Annotated in this window: 5 protein-coding genes; all 5 read right to left on the reverse strand. The window is 74.8% G+C overall.

Going from position 1 to position 4,666, the window contains the following annotated elements:
• Positions 1–18: 18 nt before the first annotated feature.
• A complete protein-coding gene (locus EDJALFJO_RS00395) occupies positions 19–318 on the reverse strand; it encodes a hypothetical protein (protein ID WP_088281084.1) in 300 nt (99 codons plus the stop codon).
• 37 nt (positions 319–355) lie between these two features.
• On the reverse strand, positions 356–1,996 hold the full coding sequence (locus EDJALFJO_RS00400; protein WP_088281086.1) for a methyl-accepting chemotaxis protein: 1,641 nt from the start codon (positions 1,994–1,996) through the stop codon (positions 356–358).
• Positions 1,997–2,180: 184 nt separating this feature from the next.
• Positions 2,181–3,038 (reverse strand): alpha/beta hydrolase, encoded by an 858-nt coding sequence (locus EDJALFJO_RS00405; RefSeq protein WP_088281088.1) that lies wholly within the window; start codon positions 3,036–3,038, stop codon positions 2,181–2,183.
• A 114-nt stretch (positions 3,039–3,152) separates the two neighbouring features.
• On the reverse strand, positions 3,153–4,412 hold the full coding sequence (locus tag EDJALFJO_RS00410; RefSeq protein WP_088281090.1) for a hypothetical protein: 1,260 nt from the start codon (positions 4,410–4,412) through the stop codon (positions 3,153–3,155).
• The coding region (locus EDJALFJO_RS33915) for a hypothetical protein (RefSeq protein ID WP_158220240.1) at positions 4,409–4,666 on the reverse strand (258 nt) is incomplete at its 5' end. The genes EDJALFJO_RS00410 and EDJALFJO_RS33915, both read right to left, overlap by 4 nt.

Here is a 4,666-nt window from a genome sequence, read left to right on the forward strand (position 1 = left end):
GGCGGGGGGCGGGGATGTTCACCGGTGGTTCCTCACGATCTCCGCGGTCGCGGCGAGGTGCTCGTAGGAGGACAGGCGGATGGTGACGGCCCGCGCGCACAGCACGATGACCGGGTCACCCGAGGACTTCATGGCCGCGACGACACGCTGCACGGCGTCGTCGCCGTGCGGTGGCGCGCCGTCCAGCCCGGCGGCCTGGAGCAGCCCGGCCCACACCGCGTCCGCGGTGACCGGGCTGACCCGCTGGACGGCGGCCCGGACCTCGTCGAGGTCCGGCCTGCGCAGGCCGTAGGCGGCGACGACCGGCGGCTCTGCCATGTCGGGGCCCTCCTTGTCTGTGCCGGAGACCGGCGACTCAGTAGCGGAATCGGGCGACGAGGGTGTTGAGGTTCTGGGCGAAGGTCGCGACGTCGTCCGAGGCGTCCTTGCTGCCCTGGGCGCCCTGCGCGGCCGCGCGGCTCACCTCGGCGACGCTCGCGACCACCCGGATCACCTCGCTGCTCCCCGCGGCGGCGACCCCGAGCGAGCGGCTCATGCCGTTCGTCGTGGCGGCCTGCTCCTCGACGGCCGAGGCGATCGTCATGCTGAACTCGTTGATCTGGCCGATGACCTCGCGGATCCCGGTGACGGCCCCGGCCGCCGCGGACGTCGTGTTCTGGATCGAGGTGATCCGGCTCGTGATGTCGTCGGTCGCGCGGGCCGTCTGGTGCGCGAGCTGCTTGACCTCCTCGGCGACGACGGCGAAGCCCTTGCCCGCCGCACCGGCGCGGGCGGCCTCGATCGTCGCGTTGAGCGCGAGGAGGTTGGTCTGCTCGGCGATGGCGGTGATGAGCCGAACGACCGAGTCGATCTCGGCGCTCGCGACCCCGAGCTGCTCGATCTGCTCGTTCGCGGCGTCGGCGGCGACGACGGACTCGTTGGCCACGGCCGCGGCACGGGAGGCGTTGCTGGCGATCTCGGCGACGGAGGCCGCCATCTGCTCGGCGCCGGCCATCACCGACTGCACCTCCTCGTCGACCTGGGTCGAGCCGGTCCGGGCCTCGGTGGCCCGGTCGGCGGCGTCCCTGGCCCCACGGCTGAGGTCCTCGGAGACCGCGGACAGCTCGAGGGCGGCCTCGGCGAGCGAGCCGCCCGTGGCGGCGAGGTCGCGCATCATCGACTGCAGGGAGCGGACCGCGGTGTCGATGCCGTCCCCCATCGCACCGAACTCGTCGCCGCGCCGCAGGTCGCACGTGCGGGTGAGGTCGCCGGCGGCGAGGCCGGCGGCCACCGCGGCGACCGTCTGCAGCGGGCGCACGACGCTGCGGCCGATCGCCCGCCAGAGCAGGACGAGGAGCAGGGCCGAGGCCGCTGCGGCGCCGGCGAGGGTCCGTGTCGCGGAGGTGCGGGACGCGTGGACCGCGGCCGCCGCGTCGGAGACGTGGCCGCCCAGGGCGTCCCCGATCCGGGGCATGGCCTCCTCGACGGCCGAGAACGAGGTCCGGAACGTCGTCGTCGACGCGGCCGTCGCGGTGCCGGTGACCCCGGCGCCCGCGGCCCGGTGCGCCTCCTCGAGGTACGTCGCGACGAGCGGGGCGACCTCGTCGGCGGCCCGGCGGACGTCCTCGGGCATGGTCCCCGCCCGGAAGGTGGCGACGCCGTCCGACAGGATCGCGGAGTGGTCGTCCAGGTCGGCGAGCGCCTCGCGGCCCGAGGCGCTGTCGCCGTCGAGGATCGCCTGCTGCACGTCGCCCTTGATCGCGTCGTGCGCCATGTCGGCCTCGAGCGCGAGCCGGGTCATCTTCTGCAGGGACTGCAGGCGCTCGGCCTGCGTCGAGGCGGCCCGCAGCTCCTGCAGGCCCACCGTGCCGACCGCGAGGACCCCGACGAGGGCGACCCCGACGAGCGTGGCCAGCTTGACGGCGACGGACCGGTCGTCGAGCCAGGCGGACGGGCCGCGCCGCCGGGCGTACTGCGACGGCGTCGTCGGTCCCGGGTCGCCATGGACTGGCGTCACGAGGTGCCTCCTCCATGGATCGATGTCCTGCAACCCTGCGGATACCTCGGGTGTCGACAGGACGTTGGTCCATGTTGAGGAGGTCCGGCACAGCCGGGATCGTTCCCATGCCCGGCGGGTGACCGGGGCCGCCCGGGTGATCCACCCGTTCGGCCCCGGCGCCGCACGTCCGGGTGCCGGTGTCCTAGGCGAGAGCCCTGCGGAGCGCGTCGACCCGCAGGGCCCAGATCCGCCGGGACAGGGCGGCGTCCGGGGCGAAGACCTCGGAGGCGTGGTAGCTGCCGGGGTTGACGTGGAGCTCGCAGGGGACGCCGGCCTGCATGAGCCGGTTCGCGAACGCGATGTCCTCGTCGCGGAACATGTCGACCGTGCCGACGTCGATGAACCCCGGGGGCAGGCCGCTCAGGTCGGTGGCGCGGGCGGGTGCGGCGTACTGGTCCGCGGGCTTGCCGCCGAGGTACCAGGCCCAGGCCTCGATGTTCCCGGCCCGGTCCCAGATCCCGATGTCGGTGATCTCGTGGCTCGACCCGGAGGTGTTCGTGTCGTCGATCATCGGGTAGATCGGCATCATGAACGCCAGCGCCGGGCCGCCGCGGTCCCGGGCGAGCAGGACGGTGCCGAGCGTGAGGCCGCCGCCGGCGCTGCCCCCGTAGATCGCGAGCCGGTACTCCACGGACACGACGACGGCGCCGACCTCCTCGCAGAGTCTCGCCGCGTTGGCGTCCTCGCCGGCGACGTCGCCGAGGACCATGCCGCCGCCGTGGATGTAGTAGATGCCCGGCAGCGTCCCGGTGGTCGCGGAGGTCCCGACGGGGCGGTAGATCCGGACGCTGATGTCGGGGTCGCCCGCCGGGCCGGGCACGGTGCGGTCCTCGGTCGTCACGTTGGGGTTCGGCGGGACGGGCATGGAGGCGAGGATCTGCGCGACGGTCGCGCGCCGGGTGACGATGTCGGGGATCGCGTTGAAACCACCGGGCATGAAGCCGAGCAGGGCGTCGAGCGGGACGCGGGACTCCGGGTCGATCAGGTCACGACGGGACATGTTCCCTCCAGCAGCGTGGACGTGGACGGGAGACGGACCGGTGCGGTCCGGCCGCGGCCCGACAGTACGGCCGCCGTGCCGCAGCGGGAAGAGGCCCGGGCGTCGAGGTCGCCGTCAGGTGCAGGGCCGGTTGGAGAGCCCGCCCGCCGCACCGGTGACCTTGTTGCTGCAGGCCACGGTGTTCGGCACGTCCTTGTGGAGGTAGTACCCGACACCGCTGCCGCCGGCGAGGTCCGCGACGTTGCCGCGGAAGACGTTGTCCCGCCCCCAGCCGTCGGCGACGACATGGGTCTGGAAGCCGTCCATGGGCGAGCGCGTGCCGCGGTTGCCGGTGACGAGCCACCCGTTGCCCTTGACGTCGACCCACGAGTCGGCGCCGACGAGCCCGGTCCCGTCGAGGACGTTCCCGGCCACGACCCCGCCGGAGGTGCCCTCCTTGACGTCGACGCTCTCGGCGGTGGTCGGCCCGATCCTGTTGTCCAGCACGAAGTTGCCGTCGCTGCGGTCCGGGCTGCAGCCGTTGACGTCGCACCAGTTGCTCTCGGCGGAACCGACGTAGACGCCTTCGCCGAACTTCTCCTTGCGCCGGCCGGTGTCCCGGATCGTCAGGCCGCGCACGACGTTCCCGGTGCTCTGCCGGCGCAGGTGGACGGCCTCGTCGCCGATCTCCTCGACGAGCAGGTCCTGCAGCGCGTTGCCGCGGCCGCCGTCCACCATGACGCCCTTCTGGCCGTTGCGGACGGTGAAGCCCGAGACCCGCCATCCGGCGGCGCCGTCCAGGTGGAGCACGTAGCCGCCGGAGGTCGAGCCGCCGTCGAGCACCGCCGACCGGCTGCCGCACAGGTAGACCGGTGCGCCGGCGCTCGCCTTCGCCGTCGCGACGAACGCGCCGGTGTACACGCCGTCCGCGAGGAGGATCGCGTCGCCCGCCGAGGCGGCCGCGAGAGCGGCGGTGAGCTGGGCGGCCGACGACACGCGGGTCCCCGTCGCCGGGCAGTCGAAGCGGGCCACCGGCGCCTTCGGGATGCCGGCCGGGGCCGGCACCCCGCCGCCCTGGTCCTGCTCGCCCGCGGTCGTGCTGATGCCGGAGGCCGTCGTCGGGGTGACCGGCTCGACCGTCGGGGTGACCGGCCCGCTGCCGGCCGCCGGGGCCGTCGGCGAGCCGGCCGCGGACGGCGAGGGTGACGGCCCGCGGACCGTCACGACGGCCTCGTCCGGTCCGCCGCGCAGCAGCCCGCCGACCCCGACGCCGGCGGCGAAGACGGTGAGCGCCGCACCCCCGACGAGCACGATCCGGCCCCGGTCGGTCGCGAGGAACGCCCGCAGCCCCGATGCCGTCGCGCGGCTCGTCGCCCGGGTCGTCGGCCGGGTCATCGGCCGGCCTCCAGCCGGCGGACCCACTCCGCGAGCTCGCCGGCCGAGACCGTCGGCTCGACGGCCGTGAGGTCGATGACCCGGTGCCCCTCGTCGTACCCGTCGGACCGTCCGCGGGACCGGCCGTGCCGCGCCCGTGGCGGCGGGGGTTCGGCCGTGCCGTAGTAGGCCTCGACGTAGTCGGGGTGCAGCGGGGAACCGCCGGCCGGGCCGGCCGCGGGGCTGGCCGCCGCACCGCACCGCACCGTGCCGGC

Origin of the sequence: Kineosporia sp. A_224 (assembly GCF_002198655.1) — a bacterium.
In the GTDB taxonomy this organism is placed as follows: Bacteria; Actinomycetota; Actinomycetes; order Actinomycetales; family Kineosporiaceae; genus R-H-3.